Genomic DNA, 26,197 nt, shown 5'->3' with positions numbered 1-26,197 from the left:
TCCGCATCCTTATGCAGGGCGGCAGACCACGCGTGCATACGTCCGTCGCTTGCCGGTCAACGCTTATCCTTATCTGATCGATTATCGTGTGACCGAGACAGAAATCGCTATTATGCGGTTTCGTCACGCCGCTCGGCGTCCACCTAGAACTCGCTGACCGCGAGTGAATGCCAATCCCTCAGGGAGCAAGTTGATGCTCTACACCCCTCCCCCCATCGACCCCAAGGCACCGCCGGTGCGCATCAATCTGCTCTCGGACACGCAGACCAAGCCGACGGCTGCGATGCGCGAGGCGATGGCGCGGGCGGAGGTCGGCGACGAGCAGGTCGGCGACGATCCGACGGTGAACGCGCTGTGCGAGCGCGTGGCGGATCTGCTCGGCAAGGAAGCGGCGGTCTACATGCCCTCGGGCACGATGTGCAACGTCACCGCGACGCTTGTGCATTGCCGTCCCGGCGACGAGATCCTTGCGCACGAGACCGCGCACATCATCGCCCGCGAAGGCGGCGCGCATGCCGCGATCGGCGGCTTCCAGGTGACGCAGCTCAAGGGCGCCAACGGCCAGTTCACGCCGGAGACTCTCCGTAAGGCGCTGCATCCACGCACGCGCTATCAGCCGCCGCAGACCGTCGTCAGCGTCGAGCAGACCGCCAATATCGGCGGCGGCACGATCTGGAAGAAGGCGGCGCTCGACGAGATCGTCGCGATCGCCAAGCAGCACGGCCTCATCACGCACATGGATGGCGCGCGCCTGCTCAACGCCACCGTGGCGAGCGGAATCTCGCCGCGTGACATGACCGCGGGATGGGATTCGGCCTGGATCGACTTCTCCAAGGGCCTCGGCGCGCCGATTGGCGGCGTGCTTGCAGGCTCACGCGTCTTCATCGACGCGGTGTGGCAATGGAAGCAGCGCCTCGGCGGCTCGATGCGGCAGGCCGGCATCTGTGCGGCCGCCTGCATCTACGCGCTCGACCATCACGTTGAGCGCCTTGCCGACGATCACGCCAATGCGCGCGCGCTCGCCCGCGGGCTGTCGCAGATCGCAGGCATCGAGGTGCAGGAGCCCGAAACCAATCTGGTGTTCTTCAAGCCCGACGGCGCCGGCATTCCCGGCGACAAGATGGTCGCAGCGTTGCGCCAGCGCGGCGTGACGCTTGCGATGATGGACGGCCGCATCCGCGCCTGCACCCATCTCGACGTCAATGCGAGCCAGATCGAGGAGACGATCGGATACGTGCGCGAGATCGTGCGCGGGGCGTAAAGTCGCGTAGATGGAGTAACGGGCCGACCAACCAACCGCTCGCGATCACCGCCCCATCGCTTGATAAATCAGCGTCTTCAGCGCCAGTTGGATCCGGCCACGCTGCGAGGGGGTCTGCACCATGAAGATCCCGAACAGGTCGTCTTCGGGATCGATGAAGAAGAATGTGCCGCCGACGCCGTCCCAGCGATATTCGCCAAGCGGCCAGGAAGTCCCCGGCGGCACCGCGGTACGTACGGCGAAGCCGAGGCCGAATCCGCTGGTGGCGCCCGGGTAATAGTTCTGGTCGCGCGCGATCTTCGTCTCAGGTCCGATGTGATCGGATGCCATCAGCGCGATCGTCTCGGGCTTGAGATAACGCCGTCCCTCATAGATGCCGCCACTGAGCAGCATCTGCGCGAAACGGGCGTAGTCGCCGACCGTGCCGACCATGCCGCCGCCGCCCGATTCCCATTTCGACGGCCGCCTGATGTCGCGAACCGGCGTGGTCGGGTTGATGTTGCGATCCTCGGGCATCGGCTCGGCAATGCGCGGGAATTTGGCGGGATCGGCGACGAAGAACGCGGTCTCGGTCATGCCGAGCGGATCGAGCAGCCGCTCTTTCTCGAACTGAAGCAGGGTCTTTCCCGCGACCACCTCGATGACGCGGCCGAGCACGTCGGTGGAAAAGCCGTAATCCCACGCGGTGCCCGGCTGCTCGACCAGCGGCAGCGTGGTGATCTTCGCGACGAAGTCGGCATTGCTGAGATTGCTTTGGAACAGATTGGCCTCGGCATAGAGCTCCCGCACCATGCCGCCACCATAATAGCCATAGGGCAGACCCGACGTGTGGCGAAGCAGGTCCTTGATCGTGACGGGACGATTCTGCGCTTCCAACGCCAGCGCGACCTTGCCGTCCTCGGCCTTCTTCTCGACGCCGACCTTCATCTTGGCGAAGGCCGGAATGTATTTCGAGACGGGATCGTCGAGCGAAAGCTTGCCCTCTTCGACCAGCATCATCGCCATGACAGAGGTGATCGGCTTCGACATCGAATAGAGCCGGAAGATCGTGTCCGCGCTCATCGAGATCTCGGTCGCGACGTCGCGGACGCCGAAATTTTCGTAATAGACCGGCTTGCCGTGCTGCTGGAGGAGCAGGATGGCGCCGGGGATCTTGCCGGTGGCGATCTCGTTTCGGATGTAGTCGGAAACCTTCGCCAACCCCTCGGGCGAGAAGCTGCGCGCGGCCCGTCCCTCAGAGCCGGCCTTCGCACCGAAGGCACCGACCAGAACAACGAGCCCCGCGATCAGCGCGCGGCGCCCGCGCACTTCACTTCTCCATGGCTTCATAGACCAACTGCTTCAATGTCCGTTGCACGCGCTGGCGCTCGGTCGGGGTCTGTTCCAGGAGGACGAAGAACATGTCCTGCTTGGGGTCGATCACGAAATAGCAGCCGGAGGCGCCGTCCCACTTCAATTCGCCGAGATTGCCCGGGGGCGGCGGCTTGGCATTGCCGGGATCAGTGCGGACGGCAAGGCCGAGGCCGAAGCCAAAACCGTCACCGGGAAAGTAGAAGTAGTCGCGCTCGACGCCGGAGCCTGGTCCGACCTGATCGGTCACCATCAGCTTGAAGGTCTCGGGTTTGAGAATGGTCTTGCCGTGGAGGCTGCCGCCGTTGAGTAGCATCTGCGCAAAGCGCTCATAGTCGGCCATGGTCGTGACCATGCCGCCGCTGGCGAATTGGATCTTCTTGACGACTGTTGGATCGTTGATCCGGCCGACCCGGAAATCGCCGTCGTTCGGCACCGGCTTCGCCAGCAGCTTCTGCTTCTCCGGGTCGGTGACGAAGAACCCGGTATCGACCATGCCGAGCGGATCGAGCAGCTTTTCCCGCATGATATCGATCAGCGGCTTGCCGGCCGCGATCTCCATCACGCGCGCCAGCACGTCGGTGGAATGGCCATATTGCCAGAGTGCACCCGGCTGGTTGTGCAGCGGCAGTTTTGCGATCCGCTCGGCGAACTCGGCAAGGTCGAAATCGCCGGCATAGATATTCGCCTCCCGATAGGCTTTTCGCACCAGGCTGTCGCCGTAGAAGCCATAGGTGATGCCCGAGGTGTGGCGCATCAGGTCGAGCACGGTCATCGGCCGGTTGGGCGACACCAGTTCGAGCGACCTGCTGCCGTCTTCGGCCTTCTTCTCGACGCCGACCTTCACATTGGCGAAGGACGGGATGTATTTCGCGACGGGATCGTCGAGCTTGATCTTGCCCTCCTCGACCAATTGCATCGCGACCACCGAGGTAATCGCTTTGGTCATCGAGAACAGGCGGAAGATCGTCTTATCGGTGATCGGGGCCTTGCTGACCACGTCCTGAACGCCGAACGCTTCGTGAAAGACCGGCTTACCGTGCTGCTTGATCAGCACGGTCGCGCCGGCGATCTTGCCGGTAGCGACTTCGTTCTTGAAGAACTCGCTGATCCTCGCGAGCTTGTCCTGGTTGAAATGCGCGCCGGCTGGAATCTCGTAAATGCCCTCCGCCCGCGCCAGCGACACGGGGCCAAGCGACATCAGCGCGCCGCAGACCAGCGCACGCAATCCTGATCGTGAAATCATATCCCCTCCCCGGAACATGGCCCGCGGAGTGTACCGACCGCGTTGTCAGGCACAAGGGCTGCCGTATCGCGCCAGAACGGCCGTGTGAAGAGCGGCGCTTCTCTCCGAGAAACAACAGAATATGACGCGGGTGACCGAGGGCGTGGCCGGCAGCGTGTCGATGGTCGTATGAACTGCAATCGTCGCGGCCTGGTCAGCCGGGAAACGATACACGCCGGTGGAGATCGCGGAGAAGGCCAGCGAAGTCAGCCCGTTGGCCTGACAGAGCTCAAGCGCGCGCCGATAGCACGAGCGCAGCGCCTCCGCCTCGCCGCGGCCCCCGCCGTGCCAGACGGGGCCGACCGCATGGATCACATGGCGCGCAGGCAGAAGATAGCCCTTGGTGATCTTGGCATCGCCGGTCGGGCATCCTCCGAGCGTCCGGCATTCGGCGAGAAGCTCGGGACCGGCAGCGTCGTGGATCGCCCCGTCGACACCGCCTCCACCAAGGAGAGACGAATTTGCGGCGTTGACGATGGCGTCAACGCCGAGCGTGGTGATGTCGGCAACGATGACCTCGAGCTCGGCGCCGCCGATCCGGCGCGTCAGCCGGGCCATGTATCAAGCCGCGACGACGACGCCCTTCTCGGAGAGGAGCTGCTGCAATTCGCCGGCCTGGAACATCTCGCGGACGATATCGCATCCGCCGACGAACTCGCCCTTCACATAGAGCTGCGGGATGGTCGGCCAGTTCGAGTATTCCTTGATGCCGTTGCGCAGCTCGGCGGATTCGAGGACGTTGAGGCCTTTATAGCCGACGCCGATGTGGTCGAGGATCTGGACGACCTGGCCGGAGAACCCGCACTGCGGAAATTGCGGCGTGCCCTTCATGAACAGAACCACGTCGTTCGACTTCACTTCGTTGGCGATGAATTCCTCGATGCTCATATCCGTGTCCTTCTGGGGCGGAGCCCTTCTTTCACGTCGGGCCGGCTCAGCCGATCTAACCCGATATCTGTCATATATGTAGCCCAAACCGTTGTGCATCCAAAGTAAAATGGCGGCGAACGGTCGGCGGCGGCCGGTCTGAACCGCGCCGGTCCATAGGCTGATGACAACAATATCATCGCCGGGGAGGACTTTCATACCGTAACGGAGCCCCTATCTAGGACGAACCCTGGTCATGGAACCGGGAAACGCGAACAACGTTCTCTTGTCCTGTCTGGAGAAAACCGTGACGAAACCAGCCTCCGCTACGGCCGCCCCCCAGCTTTCGTCGCTGTCCTCCGATCCGGGCAAGTTCGCCCAGCGGCTTCAAGACGCGTTTCTGACCGTCCGCGACGAGACCGAGCGCCGCGCCGCCCCCCTGTCGCCGGAGGACCAACAGATCCAGTCCATGCCCGATGCGAGCCCGACGAAATGGCACCGCGCGCATACCACCTGGTTTTGGGAGCAATTCCTGCTCGGCGAGCACTGTCCTGATTACCGGCCCTTCCACCCCGATTTCGCGTTCCTGTTCAATTCCTATTACGTCAGCGCCGGCCCGCGTCATGCCCGGCATCGCCGCGGCGATATCACCCGTCCCAGCGCCGACCAGGTCGGCGCCTATCGCAACTATGTCGATGCGGCCGTCGTCAAATTCTTCCGCGAGGCCGGCTGGGACAAGCTGCGCGAGATCGCACCGCTGGTCGAGGTCGGGCTCAATCACGAGCAGCAGCATCAGGAATTGATGTTCACCGACATCCTGCACGCCTTCGCGCAAAACCCGGTCTCGCCGGCCTACGATGCGAACTGGCGTTTCCCGGCCGCGACCCGGGGCGGCGAGGACTGGCTGACGCTGAACGAGGGCATCCACACCGTCGGCCACGTCGACGACAGCTTCCATTTCGACAATGAGAAGCCGCCGCATCGCGCCCTCGTCGGCCCGGTCAAGATCGCCCGCCATCTCGTCACCAACGGCGAATGGCTCGCCTTCATGCGCGCCGGCGGCTACCGGACCGCAACGCTGTGGCTGATGGACGGTTTTGCCACCGTGAGCAACGAGGGCTGGGACGCTCCGGGCCATTGGCGCGAGGTCGATGGCGCCTGGCACGTGATGACGCTGGCCGGCCTCAAGCCGATCGATCCGAACGCGCCGGTCTGCCACGTCAGCTATTACGAGGCGGATGCGTTCGCGCGCTGGGCCGGAAAGCACCTGCCGACCGAGATAGAATGGGAGGTCGCGGCCCGCACGGGCCAGCTCAACGATGCTTTCGGCATTGTCTGGCAATGGACCCGCTCTTCATACGCGCCCTACCCCGGCTACCGCGCCGTCGAAGGCGCGCTCGGCGAATACAACGGAAAATTCATGGTCAACCAGTTGGTGCTGCGCGGCTCCTCGCTTGCAACTCCCGAAGGCCACAGCCGTATCACCTATCGCAACTTCTTCTATCCGCACCACCGCTGGCAGTTCACGGGGCTGCGGCTTGCCGGCTACGAGTAAAAAAACTTCCGACGACAAATGCGCGCCGGACAGCGCGTTCAGGAGAGTATCATGAATGTGCACGCCAGCGCTTTGGCCGAAGCCCATCTCCCCGACGAGCAGACGACTGCCTTCGCCCGCGAGGCGATCGAGAATCTCTCGCAGCAGCCGAAAAAACTGTCGCCGAAATATTTCTACGATGCGACCGGATCGGAATTGTTCGAGGCGATCACGCGCCTGCCGGAATATTATCCGACGCGCACCGAGCTATCGATCCTGAAAGAGCGCGGCAGCGAGATCGCGAAGATCATCCCAGAGCATGCGGCCCTGGTCGAGTTCGGCGCCGGCGCGACCACGAAGGTCCGGCTGCTGTTGAACCACTGCAAGTTTGCAGCCTATGTGCCGGTCGACATCTCCGGCGATTTCCTGAAGGCGCAGGCGAACGGCTTGAAGCGGGATTTTCCCGCGCTCGGCATCCACCCGGTGGCGGCCGACTTCACCACGCCGTTCGAGCTGCCCAGGGCGGTCGCGTCCATGTCCAAGGTCGGCTTCTTCCCTGGCTCGACCATCGGCAATTTCGAGCCGCAGGAAGCCGAGGGCTTCCTGAAGAGCGCACGCAAGATCCTCGGCCGCGGCGCGCAGATGATCATCGGCGCCGATCTCGAGAAGGACGAGCGGGTGCTCTTTGATGCCTATAACGATGCCGCCGGCGTCACCGCGCGCTTCAACCTCAATGTGCTGGTCCGCATCAATCGCGAGCTCGGCGGCAATTTCGATCTCTCCGCGTTCACCCATCGCGCGATCTACAATCGCGAGCGTCATCGGATCGAGATGCACCTGATCAGCAAGAAGAGCCAGACCGTGCGCCTGCTCGGCACCAGCTTCTCGTTCCGCGCCGGTGAGAGCATCCACACCGAGAACAGCTACAAATACAGCCTCGAGCGCTTTGCTGCGTTGGCGCAAGACGCAGGCTGGCGCGTGCGCGACAGCTGGACCGATGCGGCCAAGATGTTCTCGGTGCACGCGCTGGAGGTCGCCGACTAGGCCTTCCGCGCTTAGGCCTCGGTTGCCGACCCGAGCGACACCGATTCCCACACCGCAACGACAATCATGATCACGGACGTCGCGACCGACAGCCAGAGCGGCGAGAGGTCGGCGGCGAACCACCACAGCACCAGCAGCAGGATGATGCCGATGCCGTGGGAGAGCTGAAGGAAGCCGCGAATGGCGTGCTTGAACAGGATGGTGCCGACCAGGAATACCAGCGGCCCGCCGATCGTGCTCAGGATGATCCGCAGGTCGGAATGACCAGTGGGATGCTTCAGCACCAGCTCGTCCGAGACCGCGGTCAGGATGATGCCGGCGACGATCGGCATGTGCAGATAGGTGTAGGCGAGCCGCGCCAGCCGCCCGGATTCGGTGGACTTGGAGATGCGCTCGGAGCCGGCCTCCGCGCCCTTGTGGAAATAGACCCACCACATCGCGATGGCGCCGACCAGGGCCGAGACGAAGGCGAGGATGTTGCCCGCGGTCCAGGTCAGCTCAGCAAAAGTGGCGCCGTTGACGACGACGGCTTCGCCAAGCGCGATGATGACGAACAAAGAGCAGCGCTCGGCCATGTGCGCGCCTTCGACGGCCCAGGCCTCGACCGACGAGAAGCCCAGCTTCGGGACCCAGAAGCGTGCGGCCGGCGAGATGTACTCCCAGGTCACTGCTGCGATCCACAGCCATAGCCGGGTGTCTCCCTCGGACAAGCCGCCTGCGATCCACAACACAGCGGAGAGCGAGAGCCAGGTCAGGATGCGAATAGCGTTGTGCCGCACCGCGGTGCGATGATGCGGGGTCGCGAACAGCCAGAACGCCGTGCGTCCGACCTGCATGGCCGCATAGGCAATCGCAAACCACAGGCCCCGGCCCTCGAAGGCGGTTGGGATGGTCGTCGACAGCACGAGGCCGCCCAGCATCATCGCAAACAGCAGGATGCGGACCGGCGTCAGCTCGGGATTTAGCCAGTTGGTGACCCAGGCGGTGTAGACCCACACCCACCACACCGCCAGAAACAGCACCGCGACATGGACCGCGCCGAGCGGCGTGAAATGGTGCAGCAGCGTGTGGGAGATTTGCGTGACGGCAAAGACGAAGACGAGGTCGAAGAACAGCTCGGCATTGGTGACGCGGCCGTGCTGGTTCGGACCGATGACGCGAAACATTGCGCCGCGCGGGTTGTCCGCAGCCATCATCGTCCCCCGTCGCGCCGAGATCAGGTGCCGTTCAGATCAGGTGCCCGGCGCCCCGGGTCCGCCAGGTACCCCGGTTTGCAGCGCCAGGGCGTGCAGGACGCCGCCCATCTGCCCGCGCAGGGACTGATACACGATCTGGTGCTGCTGGACGCGGGACTTGCCGCGGAAGGATTCAGAGATCACGGTCGCGGCATAGTGATCGCCGTCGCCGGCGAGGTCTCGGATGGTCACCTCGGCATCGGGGATCGCTGCCTTGATCATCGCCTCGATATCGTGGGCGTCCATGGGCATTTCGGGTCTTGCTCCTTCTGGTCTCGAATCGCTTGCCGGGGTCCCCTCACCGGCACGGCCAAACTTAGCGTGGACGGCCTTCACCGTCACGCCGTCCGGCACTATATCCCTGATCGCAACAGGAAGGCACGACAAAGTGCCGCGCGCGGCAGGTTGATCGAAAAGGCGTGACATCATGAAGCTTCCAGGGCCCGACCACCCCATCACCATCACCCAAAATCCCCGGCGCGTCCGCGTCACGGCCGGCGACATCGTGATTGCCGAGACCAGCAAGGCGCTGACTCTAAAGGAGGCCAAATATCCGGCGGTGCAGTATGTACCGCGGGAGGACGCCAATATGGCGCTGCTCGAGCGCACCGACCGCGTCACCCACTGCCCGTACAAGGGCGACGCGAGCTATTACAGCATCAAGGCCGATGGCAAGACGCTGGACAATGCGATCTGGACCTACGAGACGCCCTTCCCCGCGATGACGGAGATTTCCGGCCATCTCGCCTTCTATCCGGACAAGGTGAAGATCGAGGAAGTGGGCTAGCCCTGGCTAGACGCCGCCGTCACGGCCGGGCTCGTCGCCGGCCATGACGAGTGTAAGCATGGATGCCGCGGGGCTACGCCCTGAAGATCGTGAGCCCCAATATTAGCAGCACCAGGAAGATCACGACGAAGACGTAGAACAGGAAGCGGGCGATATCGGCGGAGGCGGCCGAAATGCCGGTGAAGCCGAGCACACCGGCCACGATCGAGACAAGTAAGAAGATCAGCGCCCACTTCAGGATCGTCATCGCCGCCTCCGAATTGGTGCCGCCCCCTCGCGGCCCTCACACCTTTTTCGCGAACGCTAACTTCGCTGCGCGGAACTGGTTCCTATGACTGGGGGCGGCCCAAAGGGCCCTTGATGAAACTGGTTCCCGGCGGCACAGTCCGCACCGGGAGCGGGAGCGCGGGGCAACGATGATCACGATGTCACATTCAGCGACGATCGGCGCGGAGGCGCATGCTGCGCCCAAGAGCAAGGCGCGCAATTTGTCGCTCGATCGCGCCCGCACCTTCCTGACGCTGGTCGTGCTGCTGCATCACGCGGTGATCCCCTACACGCATTTCGGTCACACCGATCCGGCCTCCTGGGCCGGCTTCGACGTGATCGTGCTCGCCACTGACAGCTTCTTCATGGCGATGTTCTTCTTCCTGTCGGGACTGTTCACCTGGCCGGGCATCGCGCGCAAGGCGCCGTCAGTCTTTCTCCGCGACCGCCTGTTGCGCCTCGGGCTGCCGTTCGTGATCGCGGCCTTCACCGTCATTCCGCTCGCTTATTACGCGATCGCGCTGCGGCAGGAGCCGGAGCTGACCTTCGCTTCGTTCTGGTGGAAGACGGTGACGGCGGGCCCGTGGCCGAGCGGCCCGATCTGGTTCGTCTGGGTGCTGCTGGCGTTCGACCTGACGGCGAGCCTGCTCTACCGGGTCTCGGCGCATCTGGTCGATCCGGTCAACCGCATCTCGGTGCGCGGTTTCGAGCAGCCGGCCCTATTCTGGCTGCTGCTCGCGGCCATCAGTGTCATCGTCTACGTGCCGGCGCTGGTCTATTTCGGGGCCAACAAGTGGTTCGAGTTCGGGCCGTTCTCGGTGCAGGCGAGCCGCATCCTGCTCTATTTCGCGTATTTCTTCATAGGCGTCAGCGTCGGTGCGGCGAACTTCGACCGCGGTGTGCTCAGCGCCGAGGGCCAGTTGCCGAAAACCCGCTGGCTGTGGGTGGTCGTCACGCTGATCCCCTACTGCCTGATGTGGGGCATGATCTATATCAAGCGTGAGATCCTCGGGAATCCGGATCGGCTGCCGCACTGGTATCATGTGTTCTACGGCACCTTCGTCGTGCTGTTCTCGGCCTCGATCCTGCTCGCGATTCTCGCCTTCTTCCTGCATTCGAAGGCGCCGGGGTCGACCCTGCTCGACCGCATGCAGGCGGATGCCTACGGCATGTTCCTGGTGCATTATCCGATCGCGCTGTGGATCCAGTACGCCCTGTTCGACTATGCGTGGCCTGCGATCGCGAAGGCGGCGATCGGCTTCGTGCTCACGGTGATCCTGAGCTGGGGCCTGACTGCGGCGTTGCGGAAGATTCCGGGCGCGTCGCACGTGTTGTGAGGGCGTAATCCGGGTCTGAGTATGCGGAAGCCGCTCAGGCCACCTTCCCGCCCATATACTCCGGCAGCCAGCGCTCGAACGACTGACGCAACACGTCGATCGCCACCGCCGCTTCACCTGAGATCGCAACCGCATCGCCACCAGTGGTGCCGATGCGCACGCAGGGCACCTCGCAGCCGCGCATCTTGGCGAGCACGCGGCCGGCCTCCGTTTCCGGCACGGTGACGAGATAGCGCGCCTGGTCCTCGCCGAACCAATAGGCCTGCGGAACGAGCGCGGTCGGTGCTGCGAGCAGTCTTGCGCCGATGCCGCTCGCCATCGCCATTTCGGCGAGCGCGACCAGCAGACCGCCATCGGAGAGGTCGTGCACGGCCGTCGCGGTGCCCGCATGGATCATGCCGCGCACGCAATCGCCGTTGCGCTTTTCGGCGCTAAGATCGACCGGCGGCGGGGCGCCCTCCTCGCGACCGCAGATGTCGCGCAGGTACACCGACTGGCCGAGCCAGCCATGGGTCTCGCCGATCAGCAGGATCGCTTCGCCCTCGGCTTTGAAGGCCAGGGAGGCAGACTTGGTGAAATCGTCGAGCAGACCGACGCCGCCGATCGAGGGTGTCGGCAGGATCGCCCGGCCGTTGGTCTCGTTGTAGAGCGAGACATTGCCGGAGACGACCGGGAAGTCGAGCGTACGGCAGGCTTCCGAGATGCCCTGCAGGCAGCCGACGAACTGGCCCATGATCTCGGGCCGTTCAGGATTGCCGAAATTGAGGTTGTCGGTGATCGCCAGCGGCTTGCCGCCGACCGCGGTGATGTTACGCCAGGCTTCCGCCACCGCCTGCTTGCCACCCTCGAACGGATCGGCCTCGCAATAGCGCGGCGTGACATCGACAGTGAGCGCCAGGCCCTTCGGCCCGTCCTGCACGCGCACCACGGCGGCATCGCCGCCGGGACGCTGCATGGTGTTGCCGAGAATGACGTGGTCGTACTGCTCCCAGATCCAGCGCTTGCTGCACATGTCCGGCGTGCCGATCAGCTTCTCCAAGGCCGCACCGAGGCCCATCGGCGCCGGCACGTCGCGGGCGTGCACGATCGGCAGCGCGGCGGAGGGGACATGCGGGCGGTCATAGACCGGCGCCTCGTCGCCGAGCTCCTTGATCGGCAGATCAGCCATGACGTCGCCGCCATGCTTGACCACGAAACGCTTGCTCGGCGTGGTGTAGCCGACGACAGCGAAGTCGAGCCCCCACTTCCTGAAGATCGCCTCGGCCTCTTTCTCCTTCTCGGGCTTGAGCACCATGAGCATGCGCTCCTGGCTCTCCGAGAGCATCATCTCGTAGGCGCTCATGCCGGTCTCGCGCGTCGGCACCGCATCGAGATCGAGATCGACGCCGAGGTCGCCCTTGGCGCCCATCTCGACCGCCGAGCAGGTCAGGCCCGCCGCGCCCATGTCCTGGATCGCGATGACGCAGCCCTTCTCCATGATCTCGAGGCAGGCCTCGAGCAGCAGCTTCTCGGCGAAGGGATCGCCGACCTGCACGGTCGGGCGCTTCTCCTCGGATTTGTCGTCGAACTCGGCCGACGCCATCGAGGCGCCATGAATGCCGTCGCGCCCGGTCTTGGAGCCCAAATAGACGATCGGCATGTTCACGCCGGAGGCAGCCGCATAGAAGATCTTGTCGGCATCGGCGAGGCCCACGGCCATCGCGTTGACGAGGATGTTGCCGTCATAGCGGGTGTGGAAGCGCACCTGCCCGCCGACCGTCGGCACGCCGAAGGAATTGCCATAGCCGCCGACGCCAGCCACCACGCCCGAGACGAGATGCCGCGTCTTGGGATGTTCCGGCGCGCCGAAGCTCAGCGCATTGAGGCAAGCGACCGGACGCGCGCCCATGGTGAAGACGTCGCGCAAAATGCCGCCGACGCCGGTGGTCGCGCCCTGGTACGGCTCGATGTAGCTCGGGTGGTTGTGGCTCTCCATCTTGAAGACCACAGCCTGCCCATCCCCGATATCGATCACGCCGGCATTCTCGCCGGGCCCCTGGATCACCCAGGGCGCCTTGGTCGGCAGACCACGCAAATGGATGCGTGAGGACTTGTACGAGCAATGCTCGTTCCACATCGCCGAGAAGATGCCGAGTTCCGTGAAGGTCGGCTCCCGCCCGATCAGCTTGAGGATGCGCTCATACTCGTCGGGCTTGAGCCCGTGGGCGGCAACCAGTTCTGGGGTGATCTTGGGTTCATTCTTCATGGATTGGGGGCTTTCGGCAGCGTTTGGCCGTTCTTAGGAACATCGGGGGCTCACGAAAAGCCCTTTGTGGCGCATTTTCCCGCTGTCCCACGTTTTGCGGCAGGCGACCTGCGGGAACAGGAATTGCACGGCGCGGACGGATCGGATTTAAGGGCTAAAGACCCGCAATTGAAGGCCCACGTCCTTGCACGAATTGACCAAAGCCCCTCCGCCCCGCCGCCCCGACCTCCACGTCGCCACAGACGGCGAATTCAAGGGCTGGCGGACCTGGATTCGCGACAGTTTTGAATCCCATGTCGGCCCCTTCTGGCACCGGATCGAGGCGGACCGCAGCGTCCGCTGCGCCTTCCGGGTGGAGAGGAAGCACCTCAACGGCTCCGGCAACGTCCATGGCGGCTGCTTCATGGCATTCGCCGATTATTGCCTGTTTGCAATCGCCACCCATGAGCTGGATGGGCCTGCCGTGACCACCAATTTCGCCTGCGACTTCCTCGATGCAGCACGCGAGGGCGAGTTGATCGAATGCGTGGGCGAAGTGTCTCGCGCCGGCGGCTCGCTGATCTTCCTGCGTGGCAAGCTGGCCTCCGACGGACGGCCGCTGTTCACTTTTTCCGGGACGATCAAGCGGGTGAAGCGGAAGCCGCAGCCCCAGCCAAACGCATAGCTCGACGCCTTCCCTTTTCACGCTCCCTCGCCCAGAGTTGGTCAAGCGCTTGTGCGCCGGGGAGCAAGAACAAGGTGCCGCAGAGCACATCGGAGGCGGGTCGCACGACGGCGTCCGCATCAACGCCGTTGCCGTCAATCGCCACCACCGGGGCACGCAGCTGGCGCGACTTCGCGCTGCTGCTGGCGCTGGCCTGCTGCTGGAGCTCGACCTATCCGCTGGCCAAGCTGGCGCTGGACACGATCCCACCCATCACCTTCATCGCGGCGCGCTCGCTGATCGCGGCCGCCTTCCTGTTCGCGATCCTGTGGATGCGCGGCGTCACGATCCCGACCGACGCGAAAGCCTGGAAGCTGTTCGCGACCCAGCAATTGATCAACTCGACCTTTCCGTTCCTGATCATCACCTGGTCGCAGCAATATGTGCCGGCGTCGAACACGGTGGTGCTGGCTTCGACGACGCCGATCTTCGCCTTCCTGATCACATCGCTGATCACGCGGCACGAGCCGGCGACGCTGCTCAAGCTCGCGGGCGCGATCCTCGGGCTTGCCGGCACGATTCTCATCGTCGGCCTCGATGCGCTGCGCGGGCTCAGTCGCGAGATCATCGCGGAGGTCGCGATCCTCTTCGCCACCATCTCGTTTGCCTGCGCCACGATCTTCGGCCTGCGCCTGTCCGATTACGACCCGATGGTGGTGGCGGCCGGTTCGCTGCTGTTCGGCGGCATCATCCTGCTGCCGCCCTCGCTTCTCATCGACCAGCCCTGGACGCTGCACCCGACGCCGACCGCGATCACCGCCACCATCGTCATGGGCATCGTGTCGAGCGCATTGGGCTTGATGCTGTTCTATGTCTGCCTCGGGCGGCTCGGCACGCTCACGACGAACGCCCAAGGCTATTTGCGCATCCCGATCGGCGTCGGCCTCTCCGTGCTGCTGCTCGGCGAGAGCGTGCCGTCGAACCTCGCGCTGGGTCTGCTGCTGGTCATGGCCGGTGTTGCGGCAATGACGGTGCCGACCGAACGGCTGAAGCTGCGCTAGAGCGGGATGAGATGGGGCGTAGCGGCCGCCACGAGGAAGATGCGCCCCCTTCTTCCGCTCCATTTTTGTGACGAGCCCGACCCCTCCTGATTGAGCTGACTTTCGGTCAGGCGCTAGTGATGCGCAACCATAGCTGCGCCGCCTGAAACAAATGAATGATTGTCGATCGAAGGCTGGCCGCTACTTGGCCTCGTCCGCGAGCATTTTCCGGTATTTTTCCACGTCGCGCGTCACGAGCTTTTGCAGCACTTCCGGCGTGTGCTCGTCGGGATCGGGCGCAACGGTCGAGAGGTCAGCGAAGCGCTTCTTCACCGCGTCGGATTCCACAGCCGTGCGCGCGGCGGCATTCAGCTTGGCGATCACGGCCGGCGGGGTGCCCTTGGGCGCGAACAGGCCGTTCCAGCCCTGCGCCTCGAATTCGGCTAGGCCGGCTTCGGCTGATGTCGGCAGATCGGGCAAAGAGGCCAGCCGCACGGTCGAGCCGACCACGAGGCCCTTTACCAGCTTGTCGTTGATTGCTTGCGAGACGGAGGCGGCCGCATCGCAGACGCCGTCGATCTGGCCGCCGATCGCATCGGTCAGCGCGGGCGCGGCACCGCGATAGCCGACCAGCGTCGCGTCGATCCCGGCGGCGGTGACGAAGCTCTTGCAGATCAGATAGTTCGAGGAGCCGACGCCGGCATGGCCGAGATTGATCTTGCCTGGATTGGCCTTGGCGTAGGCGATGAACTCTTTCAGGTCCTTGGCCGGAAAATCCTTGCGCACGGCGACGACGCCGAACGTCTTCGCCACCATGGCGATCGGCACGAACGATTCCGGCGTGAACGGCAGCTTTGGATAGATCGTGTAGGTCGCCGCGTTGGTGCCGGCATTGCCGATCGCGATGGTGTAGCCGTCGGGCTCGGCGCGGGAGGCGCGTGCCAGCGCCGTCGAGCCGCCGGCGCCGGCGACGTTCTCGATCACCATGGTCTGGCCGAGCGCGATGCCCATCTGCTCGGCCACGGTCCGCGCGATCACGTCCGAGGTGCCGCCGGCCGCGAACGGCACGATCATGGTGATTGGACGCTTGGGATAATCCTGCGCGAACGCAACGGTCGCGAACGACAGCGCCGCGAGCGCGGCGAGCGAGCGCTTCAGCACGAACCAGATCACGCGGCTTTTTCCAAATGCTGGACGAGGCCGGCGAACAGGCCGCGGCCGTCAGTGCAGCCCATGATGTCTTCGACGTGGTTTTCCGGATGCGGCATCATGCCGAGCACGTTGCCCTTGTCGTTGACGATGCCGGCGATGGAATGCGCCGCGCCGTTGATGTTATGGGTCTCATCAACCACGCCCTCAGGGGAGCAGTAGCGATAGAGCACCCGCCCCTCGCCTTCGAGCCGCTTGATAGTCTCTTCGTCCGCCTCGTAATTGCCCTCGCCATGCGCGACGGGCACGCGGATCACCTGCCCGGCATTGTAGCCGCGGGTGAACGGCGTGTCGGAACGCTCGACCCGCAGATGCACGTCGTGGCAGATGAATTTCAGCCGCGCATTGCGCATCAAGACGCCCGGCAACAGGCCGGATTCGCAGAGGATCTGGAAACCGTTGCAGACGCCGAGCACGAGGCCGCCCTTGGCTGCATAGTCGCGCACCGCGTCCATTACGGGCGCGCGCGCCGCGATCGCGCCGCAGCGCAAATAGTCGCCATAGGAGAAGCCGCCCGGCACCACCACGAGGTCGGTGCCCGCAGGCAGTGAAGTCTCGGCGTGCCACACCATCACGGGCTCGCGGCCGGAGATCAGCCTCAAGGCACGCGCCATGTCGCGCTCGCGGTTGATTCCGGGAAAGACGAGGATGGCGGCTTTCATGGCGTAATGTTCCGACGGTGGCTGGAATCGAGATGGCAGGGAGGGCCAATTCGCCAAGAGACATAACGATTTGACGGGGATTTTACCAGTGCTAGCCTCGGCAAAGGGCCTTGTACACAGGCCATGGCCGCATGCGGTTTGGCCGCTCGAATTGCCCGGGATTGAAGCCATGAACGTCCCGTCGCTGTCCGCATCTCCTGCCGAACCGGTGTCCGCCGAGGGCGTCGTCGCGGCCGGCGCCTATGTCGACGGCCGCCGCGTTGCCAATATCGCCATCAGCGAGGCCTCGAGCTGGCGGGCCAAGCCCGGACACGTGGTCTGGATCGGCCTGCACGAACCCGACATGGCGCTCCTCGGCGCCGTGCAGAAGCAGTTCGATTTGCACGAGCTCGCCATCGAGGACGCCAACCACGCCCATCAGCGGCCCAAGATCGAGCAATATGGCGAGGCTCTGTTCATCGTCGCGCGCACCGCGCAATTGATCGAGGGCCGCATCGCCTTCGGCGAGACGCACATCTTCGTCGGCGAAGGCTATCTGGTGTCGGTGCGCCACGGCGCTTCGACCTCCTACACGCCGGTACGCGAACGCTGCGAAAGCTGCCCGCGGGCGCTGGCGCGCGGCGAGGATTACATCCTCTACGCCATCCTCGATTTCATCGTCGACAATTACTCGCCCGTGCTCGAAAGCATTCACGATGAAGTCGAGGCCATCGAGGACGACGTGCTCTCCAAGCCGATCAGCAAGGCGCAGATCGAGCGGCTTTACATGCTGCGCCGCGACCTGTTGCGGCTCAGGACCGCGATCGGCCCGCTGGTGGAGGTTTGCCGCCGGCTGGAGCACGACGAACTCGCCATGGTGCGCCAAGCCATGCAGCCGCTGTTCCGCGACGTCACGGACCACGTCCGCAACATCCAGGAGCGCATCGATTCCATGCGCGAGGTGCTGGCCTTCGCCTTCGAGGCGAGCCTGCTGGTCGGCCAGGCGCAGGAGACGGCGGTGTCCAAGAAGCTCGCCTCCTGGCTCGCGATCATCGCCATCCCGACTGCCCTCGCCGGCATCTACGGCATGAACTTCAAGCACATGCCGGAGCTGGAATGGGAATACGGCTATTACATGCTGCTCGGCGTGATGCTGACGGCATGCGGCGCGCTGTACTGGCGTTTTCGCAGCGTGGGATGGCTGTGAGCGGCACGCGCATTAGACGATCTCGACCCGATAATTCTCGATCACGGTGTTCGCCAGCAGCTTGTCGGCGGCTTCCTTCAGCGCGGCTTCCGCCTTGGCCTTGTCGGCGCCGGCGAGCTCGATGTCGAACACCTTGCCTTGCCGGACGCTGGCGATGCCGTCGACGCCGAGCGACTTCAGCGCGCCTTCGATGGCCTTGCCTTGCGGATCGAGGATACCCGTTTTCAAGGTAACGGTAACACGTGCCTTCACGTCAAAGATCCTCTTTCAGCTTTTCACCAGCACTGGGCCGGAGCCCTGCGGACGCTCGTTCTCCATGAGGATGCCGAGGCGCTTTGCGACTTCGGTATAGGCCTCGAGCAGGCCGCCAAGGTCTCTGCGGAAGCGGTCCTTGTCGAGCTTCTCGTTCGACTTGATGTCCCATAGACGGCAGGAGTCCGGCGAGATCTCGTCGGCGACGATAATCCGCATCATCTCGTTCTCGAACAGGCGGCCGCACTCCATCTTGAAGTCGACGAGGCGGATGCCGATGCCGAGGAAGAGGCCGGTGAGGAAATCGTTGACGCGGATGGCGAGCGCCATGATGTCGTCGATCTCCTGCGGCGTCGCCCAGCCGAACGCAGTGATGTGCTCTTCCGACACCATGGGGTCGTTGAGCTGGTCATTCTTGTAGTAGAACTCGATGATCGAACGGGGCAGTTGGGTGCCCTCCTCGATGCCGAGGCGCTGCGACAGCGAGCCGGCGGCAACGTTCCGCACCACCACTTCCAGCGGCACGATCTCGACCTCGCGAATCAACTGCTCGCGCATGTTGAGCCGGCGGATGAAATGGGTCGGCACCCCGATGTCGTTGAGGTGCTGAAACAGGTACTCCGAGATCCGGTTGTTGAGGACACCCTTGCCCTCGATCACCTGATGCTTTTTCGCATTGAACGCGGTGGCGTCATCCTTGAAGTGCTGGATCAGGGTACCGGGCTCCGGGCCTTCATAGAGAACCTTTGCCTTGCCTTCATAAATGCGACGCCGACGGCTCATTGGGATGTACCGTGTTTTGTTGAAATCCATGAATCTGGTGTGCTCCGGTTGACTAGGATTACGACCCACAGCGGAGCTGCCGTGAACGGCCTGGAACCTCTGGAAACAGAACAGGAACCAAACCTTCAGGCAACCTATCCGATTGGCTGTCCCAGCACAATCGATCCGGTCCATCCGACGCCGACTTATACCGCCTTGACTGCGGCTTAACGGCCCGTTGTTTTGCCGATATCTGCTATCTATGTAGGCATGCAGTCGGGGCGCCGCAACGGAAGGCTCCGCTCCATTCAGAGGGATTTGGAACAAGGCATGAGCGAGTTCGACAAGCGGCAGGAAGGTTTCGAGAAGAAGTTCGCCCTCGACGAGGAGCAGAAATTCAAGGCAGAGGCCCGCCGCAACCGGCTGCTCGGCCTGTGGGCGGCGGAAAAGCTCGGCATCACCGGCGATGCCGCCACTGCCTATGCCAAGGAGGTGGTCGCGGCGGATTTCGAGGAGGCCGGCGATGCCGACGTCCTGCGCAAGATCATGGCCGATTTCGCCGCCAAGAACGTTGCCGTCACCGAGCAGGCGATTCGCGCCAAGATGAGCGAATTGCTCGCAGTGGCGGCCGCCGAGGTGAAGGCGGGAAAGTAGACGCGAGGCGCATCCACACACACCATCGTTCCGGGGCGGTCCGCAGGTCCGAACTCAGGTGCGCAAGTGCGCACCTGAGAATCTCGGAATTCCGGATCGCCGCTGGCGCGGCGTCTGGAATGACAGAGCTGAATCACCCCTCCTTGAAGCCGTATTCCGGCACGTTACCGCTGGCGCCGTAATATTTGTACGGCAGGAACTTGCCGCTCATGGTGATCTTGACGCGGTCGCCCTTCGGGTTGGCGACGCGCTCGATTCCCATGTCGAAGTCGATCGCCGACATGATGCCGTCGCCGAACTCTTCCTCGATCAGCGCCTTCCAGGCCGGGCCGTTCACCATCACCATTTCGTAGAAGCGATAGATCAGGGGATCGGTCGGCGGCATCGGCGTGCCGGTGCCGCGCATCGGCACCTCGTTGAGCATCGCAACTTCCGCCTTCGACAGGCCGAACAGCTCGCCGGCGTTGGCGGCCTGCGGTTTTGTCAATTTCATCTGGCCGAGGATCGCGCCCGTTATCAGCACTTCGGAATAGCCGCCGATCTTCTCGCAGATGTATTTCCAACTCCAGCCCTTCTCGCGCTTGATGTCGAGCAGCTTTTCGGTGAGGTCTTCGCGTTTCATGTCAGGGTCTCCTCTTGGTTCGGCATTGTGCCGGGCCTGCCGCTTTGGGAGGCACGAAGCGTGCCAATAAATGAGGCTAGCGCTTCATGGCGGCGCCTCTCGTGACGGCAAGTCCGTGAATCCGCCTGACCGCCCGCTCGTCGATGATGTCCTCTCCGCGCGTTCTCCAGCGACTGCGATAAGAGCAACGTTATCGAAGACGTTGCTCGACGAAGCAGCCAATAGTCTTTGTTCGATGGTGGCACCCTGTCTGAGGCTACCTGCTACGAAGCGCTCGATCCTTCCGACATCAGCCCCTGCAGCCGCACCAGCTCCGCCTCCAGATCGCGCTCCACGTCCGCCGCCCGGATCTCCAGCACGCGATAATCCCGCGCCTCCAGCCAAGCCTGCCGCGACGCGCGATCTGCCGCAATGGCTTCCCCTTCGCCCGCGTTGACCAGCTCGATCGCGATCCGGTGCGGGAAGGAGACGAAGTCGGGAATGTGCCGCCCCACTGGGGTCTGGCGCTTGAACTGGCCGGCGAAGCGGCGGTCGCGGGTCAGCGCCTGCCACAGCAGGCGCTCGGCGTCGGTCGGGTTGCGGCGGAGCAGGCGCGCGAGCCCGCGCACAGTCGAGCCGCTGTCAGGCACGCTGCCGCCCTGCCCGTGCTCGGCCAAGAGCGCGCGCAGGCGCGTCGCCTGCTCGCCGTCGAGCACGCCGCCCTTGGCCGGGCCCTTGCGGCCTTCCGCGATCGCCATCACCACGCCGTGCAGCGTGTGCATGTCCTGCTTGGTCGGCTCCATCCGGGTGAAGATGTTGCGCAGGTTGACCAGCATGGTGTCCCGCTTCTCGGCCGGGCGCAAAAATTCCACCTTGTCGAGCTCGCGCACGAGGTTGTCGAAGAAGGCCTGCATCTGGTGCTGCGAGGCGCGTTCGGAGCGCTCGGGCATGCCGTGCGGCAGCTCGCCTGACGTGGCGCGCTTGAACCATTCATAGCCGACCAGCAGCACGGCCTGGGCGAGGTTGAGCGAGGCAAAGCCAGGATTGACCGGGAAGGTGATGATACGGTTGGCGAGCCCGACCTCCTCGTTGGTCAGGCCCCAGCGCTCCCGGCCGAACAGGATACCGGCCTTGCCCCCTGTGGCGATGTGACCCGAGATCTCGGCCGCTGCCGCCTCCGGCCCGACCACCGGCTTGGCCTGGTCGTGGGCCCGCGCCGTGGTGGCGAACAACAGATCGAGATCGGCGACGGCCTCTTCCACCGTCTCGAACAGTTCGGCCTTTTCCAGAATGTGGTCGGCGCCGGCCGCGGCGCGCTGCGCGGCGATGTTGGGCCAGCCGTCGCGGGGATTGACGATGCGCAAGGCGGCAAGCGCAAAATTGCCCATGGCGCGCGCGGCCATGCCGATGTTTTCCCCGAGCTGCGGCTCGACCAGGATCACGATGGGACCGTCGAGGGAAAGCCCCGCTTTGCTCTTGTCAGTCCCCGACATCTCACTTCGCTTTCACGCTGTCTCTCAAGGCCTTGCAGAGGCCGCTTCAGGAGTTGATTCAAGCCGGCCCACCGGACCGGCCGCATCGCCGCTTGTCGTTTGCCTGTCCTGACAGAATTCTCAAGGGAAATAACGGCTTGGATTCGACTTTTGAATCTCGCCTGGAACGTCAGCCCGGCCCGGCCGGGGAGCCGGCTGCCGCTTCCCGTCTGCGCAAGCTGGATGGGCTAAAAGTGCATAATCCCTTGGCTTTCGCCCGCCGCGCGGCGGTGCTAAGAGGCGCCGGATATTCCCGTGGCGCGCCCAAAGCGCCGTTCCCAAGAGGCTTCCCCGATCATGGCAAAAATCAAGGTATCCAATCCCGTCGTCGAACTCGATGGCGACGAGATGACCCGGATCATCTGGCAGTACATCAAGGACAAGCTGATCAACCCGTTCCTTGACGTCGAGCTGCTCTATTTCGACCTGGGGATGGAATACCGCGACCACACCAACGATCAGGTCACCATCGACGCCGCCGAGGCGATCAAGAAGGTCGGCGTCGGCGTCAAGTGCGCCACCATCACCCCTGATGAAGCCCGGGTGAAGGAGTTCAATCTCAAACAGATGTGGAAGTCGCCGAACGGCACCATCCGCAACATCCTCGGCGGCGTGATCTTCCGCGAGCCGATCATCTGCAAGAACGTGCCGCGTCTCGTTCCCGGCTGGACCAAGCCGATCATCATTGGCCGCCACGCCTATGGCGACCAGTACCGCGCCACGGATATCAAGTTCCCGGGCAAGGGCACCCTCTCGCTGAAGTTCGTCGGCGAGGACGGCACCGTGATCGAGAAGGAAGTGTTCAAGGCGCCGGGCGCCGGCGTCGCCATGGAGATGTACAATCTCGATGACTCCATCATCGACTTCGCCCGCGCCTCCTTCAACTACGGCCTGCTGCGCGGCTACCCGGTCTATCTGTCGACCAAGAACACGATTCTGAAGGTCTATGACGGCCGCTTCAAGGACATCTTCCAGGATATCTTCGACCGCGAGTTCAAGAAGGAATTCGACGCCAAGGGCCTGACCTATGAGCACCGCCTGATCGACGACATGGTGGCCTCGGCGCTGAAATGGTCCGGCGGCTACGTCTGGGCCTGTAAGAATTACGATGGCGACGTGCAGTCCGACACGGTTGCGCAGGGCTACGGCTCGCTCGGCCTGATGACCTCGGTGCTGCTCACCCCCGACGGCAAGACGGTGGAAGCCGAAGCCGCCCACGGCACGGTGACCCGCCACTACCGCGAGCACCAGAAGGGCAAGGAGACCTCAACCAATTCCATCGCCTCGATCTTCGCCTGGACGCGCGGCCTGTCGCATCGCGCCAAGCTCGACAACAATGCCGAGCTCGCCAAGTTCGCGAACACGCTGGAGAAGGTCTGCGTCGACACCGTCGAAGCCGGCTACATGACCAAGGATCTCGCACTCTTGGTCGGCGCCGACCAGCGCTGGCTCTCGACCACCGGCTTTCTCGACAAGGTCGCCGAGAACCTCACGAAGGCGCTGGCAGCGTAAGCTGGCGTCTCGCCTCAACCGTCATTGCGAGCGAAGCGAAGCAATCCAGACTGCCTCCACGGCGGACACTGGATTGCTCCATCGCATCAGCGCAAAATAGCTCTGCAATTTTGTCGCGAGCTCCTCGCAACGACGACACTTGTGTCCGAGGAAGCATCATGCCGACCCCGTCCTCGCCGAACGGGGGATACGGGGTTTTAAGCGCCTGCCATCGCCTTTTCGATCGCCGAGAGCGCCGCGGCCGCATTGGCGCCGTCAGGGCCGCCGGCCTGCGCCATGTCGGGCCGGCCGCCGCCGCCCTTGCCGCCGAGCGCTTCGGACGCGATGCGCACCAAGTTCACGGCGTTGAAGCGCGCGGTCAGATCCTGTGTCACGCCGACCACGACACCGGCCTTGCCGTCCTCGGTGACGCCGACGATAGCGACGACGCCGGAGCCGATCTGCTTCTTGCCGTCGTCGGCAAGGCTCTTGAGATCCTTCATCTCGATGCCCTCGACCGCGCGCGCCATCAGCTTGACGTCGCCGACCTCGCGCACGCCCGCCGCCGCGCCGTTGCTCGATGACGCGCCGCCGCCCATCGCGAGCTTCTTGCGCGCGTCGGAGAGCTCGCGCTCGAGCTTCTTGCGTTCCTCCATCAGCGCGGCGATGCGCGCCGGCACGTCGTCGATGGAGGTGCGCAGCTCGTTCGCCGCAATCTTCGCCAGCGCCATGGTGTCATTGGCGTGCTTGCGCGCATAATTGCCGGTCAGCGCCTCGATGCGGCGCACGCCTGAGGCGACCGCGCTCTCGCTCGTGAGCGTGATCAGACCGATGTCGCCGGTCCGCTTCACATGCGTGCCGCCGCAGAGCTCGACCGACCAGCCGAGCGTGTTGGCGCCGCGCTCGCGTGCGGTCCTGCCCATCGAGACGACGCGGACCTCGTCGCCATATTTCTCGCCGAACAGGGCGCGCGCCCCCGCCTCACGGGCTTCATCGACGCCCATGATACGCGTGGTGACCTCGTCGTTCTCCAGCACCACGTCGTTGGCGATGTCCTCGACGCGGGCGAGCTCCTCGGCCGTGATCGGCTTCGGATGCACGAAGTCGAAGCGCAGCCGGTCGGGCGCGACCATCGAGCCGCGCTGAGCGATGTGGTCGCCGAGCACCTGGCGCAGCGCCTCGTGGATGAGGTGCGTCGCCGAGTGGTGGGCGCGGATCGACGCACGACGCGAATGATCCACCTCGAGCTGGAGCGCGGTGCCGAGCTTCACTTCGCCGCTCTCGACCGTGCCGATATGGACGAAGAGATCGCCGAGCTTCTTCTGCGTGTCGGTGATGCGGACCTTGATGCCGCCCTCGCCGAGCAGCACGCCGGTGTCGCCGACCTGGCCGCCGGATTCCGCATAGAATGGTGTCTGGTTCAGCACGATCGCGCCGGTCTCGCCGGCCTTGAGGCTGTCCGCCTCCTTGCCGTCCTTGACCAGCGCGGAAACCACGCCTTCGGCGCTCTCGGTCTCGTAGCCGAGGAATTCGGTCGCACCCAGCTTCTCACGCAGCGGGAACCAGATCGCTTCGGAAGCCGCCTCGCCAGAACCCTTCCAGGACTCGCGCGCCTTGGCCTTCTGACGCTCCATCGCATCAGAGAACGCCGCCTGGTCGACGCCGATGCCGCGCGACTTCAGCGCGTCCTGCGTCAGGTCCAGCGGGAAGCCGTAGGTATCGTAGAGCGTGAAGGCGACGTCGCCGTCGAACATGTCGCCCTTCTTCAAGGACGCGCTCTTCTCATCGAGGATGGCAAGTCCGCGCGACAGCGTCTTGCGGAAGCGGGTCTCTTCCAGCCGCAGCGTCTCCTCGATCAGCTTCTCTGCGCGGACCAGTTCCGGAAGGGCCTGGCCCATCTCGCGCACCAGCGCCCAGACCAGGCGATGCATCAGCGGTTCTTTCGCGCCCAAAAGCTGCGCATGGCGCATCGCGCGGCGCATGATCCGGCGCAGCACATAGCCGCGGCCCTCGTTCGAGGGCAGCACGCCGTCGGAGATGAGGAAGGCCGAGGAGCGCAGATGGTCGGCGATGACCCGGAACGAGGCGACGGTCTGCTCGTTCGGCCCGCTGCCGAGTGCGGACGCCGCCGCGTCGATCAAATTGCGGAACAGGTCGGTCTCGAACACGCTCTCGACGCCCTGGAGAATGCAGGCCATGCGCTCCAGGCCCATGCCGGTGTCGATCGAGGGACGCGGCAAGCCCACGCGCTCCTCCTTCGTCACCTGCTCGTACTGCATGAAGACGAGATTCCAGAATTCGAGGAAGCGGTCGCCGTCCTCCTCGGGCGAGCCCGGAGGCCCGCCCCAGATGTGCTCGCCGCGGTCGATGAAGATCTCCGAGCACGGGCCGCACGGGCCGGTGTCGCCCATCGCCCAGAAATTGTCCGAAGTCGGAATCCGGATGATGCGGTCGTCGGAGAAGCCGGCGATCTTCTTCCACAGGCCCGCCGCCTCGTCGTCGGTGTGGTAGACCGTGACGAGCAGCTTGTTCTTCTTCAGCCCGAACTCGCTGGTGATCAGTTTCCAGGCGAGCTCGATCGCGCGCTCCTTGAAATAGTCGCCGAACGAGAAGTTGCCGAGCATCTCGAAGAAGGTGAGATGGCGCGCGGTGTAGCCGACATTGTCGAGGTCGTTGTGCTTGCCGCCGGCGCGCACGCATTTCTGCGAGGTGGTGGCGCGCTGATAGGGCCGCTTCTCGACGCCGGTGAAGACGTTCTTGAACTGCACCATGCCGGCATTGGTGAACATCAAGGTCGGATCGTTGCGCGGCACGAGTGGCGAGGACGGCACGATCTCGTGGCCGTTCTCGGCAAAGAAGTTCAAAAAGGTCGACCTGATCTCGTTGACGCCGCTCATGTTCATCCAATCGGGTATGCTTGGGCCCGCTTCTCGCCATCCAAAACAGACGCTAA

Annotated in this window: 25 protein-coding genes; 10 read left to right on the top strand and 15 right to left on the bottom strand. The window is 64.1% G+C overall.

The window, feature by feature from the left end; all coding sequences use genetic code 11:
* The first annotated feature begins 193 nt into the window (after nucleotides 1–193).
* Nucleotides 194–1,261, top strand: coding sequence for a threonine aldolase family protein (locus IVA91_RS05050; protein WP_247280693.1), 1,068 nt, complete (start codon nucleotides 194–196; stop codon nucleotides 1,259–1,261).
* Between the two features lie 45 nt (nucleotides 1,262–1,306).
* Here IVA91_RS05050 and IVA91_RS05045 read toward each other — a convergent pair whose 3' ends face one another.
* From IVA91_RS05045 to grxD, 4 genes are read right to left on the bottom strand one after another with little or no spacing between them, the layout of a single operon-like run.
* Nucleotides 1,307–2,569: a serine hydrolase domain-containing protein gene (locus IVA91_RS05045; protein WP_247280692.1), complete on the bottom strand. Its 1,263-nt coding sequence runs from the start codon at nucleotides 2,567–2,569 to the stop codon at nucleotides 1,307–1,309.
* A 1-nt stretch (nucleotide 2,570) separates the two neighbouring features.
* The gene (locus tag IVA91_RS05040; protein ID WP_247280691.1) at nucleotides 2,571–3,857 is read right to left on the bottom strand and encodes a serine hydrolase domain-containing protein; all 1,287 of its coding nucleotides are present in this window, start codon (nucleotides 3,855–3,857) and stop codon (nucleotides 2,571–2,573) included.
* Between the two features lie 45 nt (nucleotides 3,858–3,902).
* Nucleotides 3,903–4,454 (bottom strand): O-acetyl-ADP-ribose deacetylase, encoded by a 552-nt coding sequence (locus IVA91_RS05035; protein ID WP_247280690.1) that lies wholly within the window; start codon nucleotides 4,452–4,454, stop codon nucleotides 3,903–3,905.
* Between the two features lie 3 nt (nucleotides 4,455–4,457).
* Nucleotides 4,458–4,784, bottom strand: a complete 327-nt coding sequence (gene grxD / locus IVA91_RS05030; protein WP_247280689.1) for a Grx4 family monothiol glutaredoxin — start codon at nucleotides 4,782–4,784, stop codon at nucleotides 4,458–4,460.
* Between the two features lie 235 nt (nucleotides 4,785–5,019).
* On the opposite strand from grxD, the gene egtB reads away from it, so the two are divergent.
* Complete coding sequence (egtB, locus tag IVA91_RS05025; RefSeq protein WP_247280688.1) at nucleotides 5,020–6,318, top strand: ergothioneine biosynthesis protein EgtB; 1,299 nt, start codon at nucleotides 5,020–5,022, stop codon at nucleotides 6,316–6,318.
* Nucleotides 6,319–6,369: 51 nt separating this feature from the next.
* The gene (egtD, locus tag IVA91_RS05020; RefSeq protein WP_247280687.1) at nucleotides 6,370–7,341 is read left to right on the top strand and encodes an L-histidine N(alpha)-methyltransferase; all 972 of its coding nucleotides are present in this window, start codon (nucleotides 6,370–6,372) and stop codon (nucleotides 7,339–7,341) included.
* A gap of 11 nt (nucleotides 7,342–7,352) precedes the next feature.
* On the opposite strand, the gene IVA91_RS05015 is transcribed toward egtD, so the two are convergent.
* Complete coding sequence (locus tag IVA91_RS05015) at nucleotides 7,353–8,534, bottom strand: low temperature requirement protein A (RefSeq protein WP_247280766.1); 1,182 nt, start codon at nucleotides 8,532–8,534, stop codon at nucleotides 7,353–7,355.
* A gap of 39 nt (nucleotides 8,535–8,573) precedes the next feature.
* Nucleotides 8,574–8,828, bottom strand: a complete 255-nt coding sequence (locus IVA91_RS05010) for a BolA family transcriptional regulator (protein WP_028137365.1) — start codon at nucleotides 8,826–8,828, stop codon at nucleotides 8,574–8,576.
* A gap of 175 nt (nucleotides 8,829–9,003) precedes the next feature.
* Between IVA91_RS05010 and IVA91_RS05005 the strand changes: the two genes are divergently transcribed.
* Nucleotides 9,004–9,363 carry a DUF427 domain-containing protein gene (locus IVA91_RS05005; protein ID WP_247280686.1) on the top strand — a complete coding sequence of 120 codons (360 nt, stop codon included), beginning with the start codon at nucleotides 9,004–9,006 and terminating at the stop codon, nucleotides 9,361–9,363.
* Nucleotides 9,364–9,436: 73 nt separating this feature from the next.
* Here IVA91_RS05005 and IVA91_RS05000 read toward each other — a convergent pair whose 3' ends face one another.
* Nucleotides 9,437–9,610, bottom strand: a complete 174-nt coding sequence (locus IVA91_RS05000; RefSeq protein WP_007612121.1) for a DUF1328 domain-containing protein — start codon at nucleotides 9,608–9,610, stop codon at nucleotides 9,437–9,439.
* A 169-nt stretch (nucleotides 9,611–9,779) separates the two neighbouring features.
* Here IVA91_RS05000 and IVA91_RS04995 point away from each other — a divergent pair, with 169 nt between their 5' ends.
* A complete protein-coding gene (locus IVA91_RS04995; RefSeq protein WP_247280685.1) occupies nucleotides 9,780–10,967 on the top strand; it encodes an acyltransferase in 1,188 nt (395 codons plus the stop codon).
* A 34-nt stretch (nucleotides 10,968–11,001) separates the two neighbouring features.
* Here IVA91_RS04995 and purL read toward each other — a convergent pair whose 3' ends face one another.
* On the bottom strand, nucleotides 11,002–13,212 hold the full coding sequence (purL, locus tag IVA91_RS04990) for a phosphoribosylformylglycinamidine synthase subunit PurL (protein WP_247280684.1): 2,211 nt from the start codon (nucleotides 13,210–13,212) through the stop codon (nucleotides 11,002–11,004).
* A 184-nt stretch (nucleotides 13,213–13,396) separates the two neighbouring features.
* On the opposite strand from purL, the gene IVA91_RS04985 reads away from it, so the two are divergent.
* Both IVA91_RS04985 and IVA91_RS04980 read left to right on the top strand, forming a co-directional pair.
* Nucleotides 13,397–13,876 carry a PaaI family thioesterase gene (locus tag IVA91_RS04985; protein WP_247458401.1) on the top strand — a complete coding sequence of 160 codons (480 nt, stop codon included), beginning with the start codon at nucleotides 13,397–13,399 and terminating at the stop codon, nucleotides 13,874–13,876.
* A gap of 74 nt (nucleotides 13,877–13,950) precedes the next feature.
* Nucleotides 13,951–14,916: a DMT family transporter gene (locus IVA91_RS04980; protein WP_247280682.1), complete on the top strand. Its 966-nt coding sequence runs from the start codon at nucleotides 13,951–13,953 to the stop codon at nucleotides 14,914–14,916.
* Nucleotides 14,917–15,096: 180 nt separating this feature from the next.
* Here IVA91_RS04980 and IVA91_RS04975 read toward each other — a convergent pair whose 3' ends face one another.
* Both IVA91_RS04975 and purQ read right to left on the bottom strand, forming a co-directional pair.
* Entirely contained in the window at nucleotides 15,097–16,068 is a 972-nt protein-coding gene (locus IVA91_RS04975) for a tripartite tricarboxylate transporter substrate binding protein BugD (protein ID WP_247280681.1), read from the bottom strand.
* Entirely contained in the window at nucleotides 16,065–16,766 is a 702-nt protein-coding gene (purQ, locus tag IVA91_RS04970; protein WP_247280680.1) for a phosphoribosylformylglycinamidine synthase subunit PurQ, read from the bottom strand. Before purQ ends, IVA91_RS04975 begins: the two co-directional genes overlap by 4 nt.
* A 169-nt stretch (nucleotides 16,767–16,935) precedes the next feature.
* Between purQ and IVA91_RS04965 the strand changes: the two genes are divergently transcribed.
* On the top strand, nucleotides 16,936–17,952 hold the full coding sequence (locus tag IVA91_RS04965; RefSeq protein WP_247280679.1) for a magnesium and cobalt transport protein CorA: 1,017 nt from the start codon (nucleotides 16,936–16,938) through the stop codon (nucleotides 17,950–17,952).
* A 12-nt stretch (nucleotides 17,953–17,964) separates the two neighbouring features.
* On the opposite strand, the gene purS is transcribed toward IVA91_RS04965, so the two are convergent.
* Nucleotides 17,965–18,204, bottom strand: coding sequence for a phosphoribosylformylglycinamidine synthase subunit PurS (purS, locus tag IVA91_RS04960; RefSeq protein WP_247280678.1), 240 nt, complete (start codon nucleotides 18,202–18,204; stop codon nucleotides 17,965–17,967).
* A gap of 15 nt (nucleotides 18,205–18,219) precedes the next feature.
* Complete coding sequence (gene purC / locus IVA91_RS04955; protein ID WP_173015815.1) at nucleotides 18,220–18,987, bottom strand: phosphoribosylaminoimidazolesuccinocarboxamide synthase; 768 nt, start codon at nucleotides 18,985–18,987, stop codon at nucleotides 18,220–18,222.
* Nucleotides 18,988–19,296: 309 nt separating this feature from the next.
* On the opposite strand from purC, the gene IVA91_RS04950 reads away from it, so the two are divergent.
* Nucleotides 19,297–19,620 (top strand): DUF1476 domain-containing protein, encoded by a 324-nt coding sequence (locus IVA91_RS04950; protein ID WP_247280677.1) that lies wholly within the window; start codon nucleotides 19,297–19,299, stop codon nucleotides 19,618–19,620.
* Nucleotides 19,621–19,753: 133 nt separating this feature from the next.
* Here IVA91_RS04950 and cynS read toward each other — a convergent pair whose 3' ends face one another.
* The gene (cynS, locus tag IVA91_RS04945) at nucleotides 19,754–20,242 is read right to left on the bottom strand and encodes a cyanase (RefSeq protein ID WP_247280676.1); all 489 of its coding nucleotides are present in this window, start codon (nucleotides 20,240–20,242) and stop codon (nucleotides 19,754–19,756) included.
* A gap of 263 nt (nucleotides 20,243–20,505) precedes the next feature.
* The gene (locus IVA91_RS04940; protein WP_247418770.1) at nucleotides 20,506–21,714 is read right to left on the bottom strand and encodes a TrmJ/YjtD family RNA methyltransferase; all 1,209 of its coding nucleotides are present in this window, start codon (nucleotides 21,712–21,714) and stop codon (nucleotides 20,506–20,508) included.
* A 336-nt stretch (nucleotides 21,715–22,050) separates the two neighbouring features.
* Here IVA91_RS04940 and IVA91_RS04935 point away from each other — a divergent pair, with 336 nt between their 5' ends.
* On the top strand, nucleotides 22,051–23,265 hold the full coding sequence (locus IVA91_RS04935) for an NADP-dependent isocitrate dehydrogenase (RefSeq protein WP_247280674.1): 1,215 nt from the start codon (nucleotides 22,051–22,053) through the stop codon (nucleotides 23,263–23,265).
* A 197-nt stretch (nucleotides 23,266–23,462) separates the two neighbouring features.
* Here IVA91_RS04935 and alaS read toward each other — a convergent pair whose 3' ends face one another.
* Nucleotides 23,463–26,141, bottom strand: coding sequence for an alanine--tRNA ligase (gene alaS, locus IVA91_RS04930; RefSeq protein WP_247418768.1), 2,679 nt, complete (start codon nucleotides 26,139–26,141; stop codon nucleotides 23,463–23,465).
* Nucleotides 26,142–26,197: the final 56 nt, after the last annotated feature.

The sequence above is a fragment of the Bradyrhizobium sp. 153 genome (genome assembly GCF_023073835.1).
Taxonomy (GTDB): Bacteria; Pseudomonadota; Alphaproteobacteria; order Rhizobiales; family Xanthobacteraceae; genus Bradyrhizobium.
Note: the sequence above shows the minus strand (reverse complement) of the source record. Positions and strands in the feature narration are given on the sequence as shown.